At 54.1% G+C, this 2,580-nt stretch carries 2 protein-coding genes; both read left to right on the plus strand.

Going from position 1 to position 2,580, the window contains the following annotated elements; genetic code table 11:
* Positions 1–144 precede the first annotated feature (144 nt).
* Positions 145–1,761, plus strand: coding sequence for an IS21 family transposase (gene istA, locus ACESYO_RS16330; RefSeq protein WP_373210870.1), 1,617 nt, complete (start codon positions 145–147; stop codon positions 1,759–1,761).
* Positions 1,762–1,811: 50 nt separating this feature from the next.
* A complete protein-coding gene (locus ACESYO_RS16335; protein ID WP_373210871.1) occupies positions 1,812–2,507 on the plus strand; it encodes an ATP-binding protein in 696 nt (231 codons plus the stop codon).
* The last annotated feature ends 73 nt before the right edge of the window (positions 2,508–2,580 follow it).

Below are 2,580 nucleotides of genomic sequence, written 5' to 3' on the forward strand. Positions count from 1 at the left end.
TGCATACGGCGCTGGCCGGCGGCAGTTGGTGCGGTACTGAACGGCAGCGGGGCGGCGGCAGCGGCAGCGTCTTGATGTAGCCCATGTATCCCTCATAATAGTGGTATCCGCAGCAGCGGAAATTGACTATTAGGAGGGTAATGGATGTTAGACTATAAAGACATCATTACAAAACACTATGCATTGGGAATGAGCGGTATGGCAATCGCCAAGTCGCTCAACGTCAGCCCCTCGGGCGTGAACGATTTCTTGCGGGCGTTCAAAGCCTGTGACAAACTCGGCTACCCTCTCCCGCAGGGAATCACGAACTACGGCATCGCCCAATCGGTGTACGGAAAAAATCCAGCCACGGCTGGGCGGGATCTTAGCTTCGAACAGCCGGACTATGCGTCTGTTGAGAAGGACATGTCTTCCCGGAAGAACATGACTCTCAAGGTGCTCTGGAATCGGTATGTCAAGCAGTGCCGGGACGGAGATCTCAAATTCTATTCGTACCGGCAGTTCTGTGAGAACTACACCAAGTGGTGCGAGGAAAACAAGGAGACGCTTCACTTCAATGCAGTCATTGGGCAGAAGATGGAGGTAGACTTCGCTGGCAAGACCTTTCATATGGTGGATCATCTTACCGGAGAACTGCTGGAGATTGTGGTCTTTGTTGCAGTCCTCCCTTACTCACAGCTCATCTATGCCGAGGGAATGGTGTCCACCAAAGAGCCGCAGTGGATCGCTGTGAACAACAACGCCCTCCGCTACTTTGGTGGTGTCCCTGCGCTGGTGGTTTGCGACAACTGCAAGCAAGCTGTCATTGCCAACAAGGACTGGATTGCGCCGGAGTTAAACAAGGACTACGGAGAGTGGGCTGAGCACAACCACACAGTGATTCTCCCTGCCAAGGTGAGAAAGCCCAGGTACAAGAGCTCTGTGGAGAATGCCGTGGGCATCCTGGAAAAAGGCATCTTCCATGACATGGAGGAGATGGACTACTTCAGCCTGGAGCAGTTCAACCGTGATCTGCGGAAGCACCTGGAGAAGCTCAACAGTGCACCCTTCACGAAGAAGCCGCACAGTCGGCGTTACTACTGGGAAGAGGAACGGCAGGAACTCATACCTCTGCCAGCTGAGCCATATGAGTACATGGAACGGCGGATGGCCAAGGTGTCCTCAGATTACCACATCCGCTTTGATAACGCCTATTACAGTGTAGACAAAACCTATCTGCACAAGGAGGTGCTAGTACGGGCATCTGCTACAACCGTTAAAATCTTTTCCAAAGAGGGGCTGCCAATCTGCCAATGGCCAAGAGCAACAGCAAAGGGCCAGTGGCTTACAGATCCAAACCACCTCCCTGCCAATTACAGAGAGGCTTCAGAATGGAACGGGACGTATTTCATCCGGAAGGCCATGACTGTTGGTCCCAATACCGAGGCAGTGATCCGGCGCATTCTTACCAGCCGGAAGCTGGAGGTACAGACCTACCGGATGTGCCAGGGTGTCCTGAGCTTCACCAGAAAATACAGCAGGCAGGCATTGGAAGAAGCCTGTAAGCAGGCGCTGTCTCTTGGCAAGGTAACCTACACCTTCCTCAAAAATACCATTCCGGTGGTTGCAGAAGATCTTGGCGCCTCCGGCTACAATACCAGCCAGAATGAGACACGCAACAAAGGCGCATTTGTGATGGATGCCGCATCCATGGATCTGGAACGGCTTCTCTCCCGCAGCCAGAGCCTGGCGCAGGCCAAGAAGAAGGACGGTGACAGATGATGCTCACCGGAAAAGCACTCTTTCACTCGCTCCTGACGGAATTGAATGAAATGGGGTTGCCGGGTATGTCCGCAACCCTGGACGAGATGTACCGCTCTCCCGGTTTCCCGGAGTTGGACCCACTGATGGCGATTGCCGGCCTCGTAGAACCAGAATACGAGAAGAAACGAAACAAACGCATCCAGAGTCGTCTGCGCAGCGCCCATCTGCGGGGGTGTCCCCAGGAGCTTGCCAGCTGTGTGGATTCCGGCCAGCGGACGTATCTGCCCCGTGGTATTACCGAAACCCTATCTACCCTCGATTTCATTGATTCTGGTCTGAATGTCTGCATTCTGGGTCCATCTGACAGCGGAAAATCCTATCTGGCCAAGGCCATTGGGATTGCGGCCTGCAATGCCTACCGGGTGGAGTACCACCACTGCGAGTCACTTCTGGAGACGCTGGTTGCACTCAAGGAACAGGACTACTCCAAGTACCAAAAACGACTCAAGAAGGTCTGTGGCGCTGCACTGCTCATCCTGGATGACTTTTTGCTGCACACCATTACGGATGAGCGAGAGGTGAAGATCCTGTTTGAAATTTTGGAACAGCGGTGCGAAATGAATCTGAGCACCATGATCTGCTCCCAGCGGGAACCAGCCAGCTGGAGCGCTATGATCCTGAATGATGAGGTATCTGCCAACGCCATTCTCAAGCGCGCTACCAAGCACTATATTGTGGTGATTAAGCCTGTAACGACAGGCTAAACGGGGCTGCCGTTAGCGGCGCTTAGCTGCCGCTGGCCACCGCACCAGCTGCCGCTGGGCGCCGCAGAATGCA

Origin of the sequence: Allofournierella massiliensis (genome assembly GCF_964241245.1) — a bacterium.
In the GTDB taxonomy this organism is placed as follows: Bacteria; Bacillota; Clostridia; order Oscillospirales; family Ruminococcaceae; genus Allofournierella; species Allofournierella massiliensis.

What these genes read in the sequence shown, in the direction of transcription:
- ACESYO_RS16335 (WP_373210871.1), top strand. Translation starts at nt 1,812, where the DNA reads ATGGGGTTGCCGGGTATGTCCGCAACCCTGGACGAGATGTACCGCTCT.
- istA (WP_373210870.1), top strand. Translation starts at nt 145, where the DNA reads ATGTTAGACTATAAAGACATCATTACAAAACACTATGCATTGGGAATG.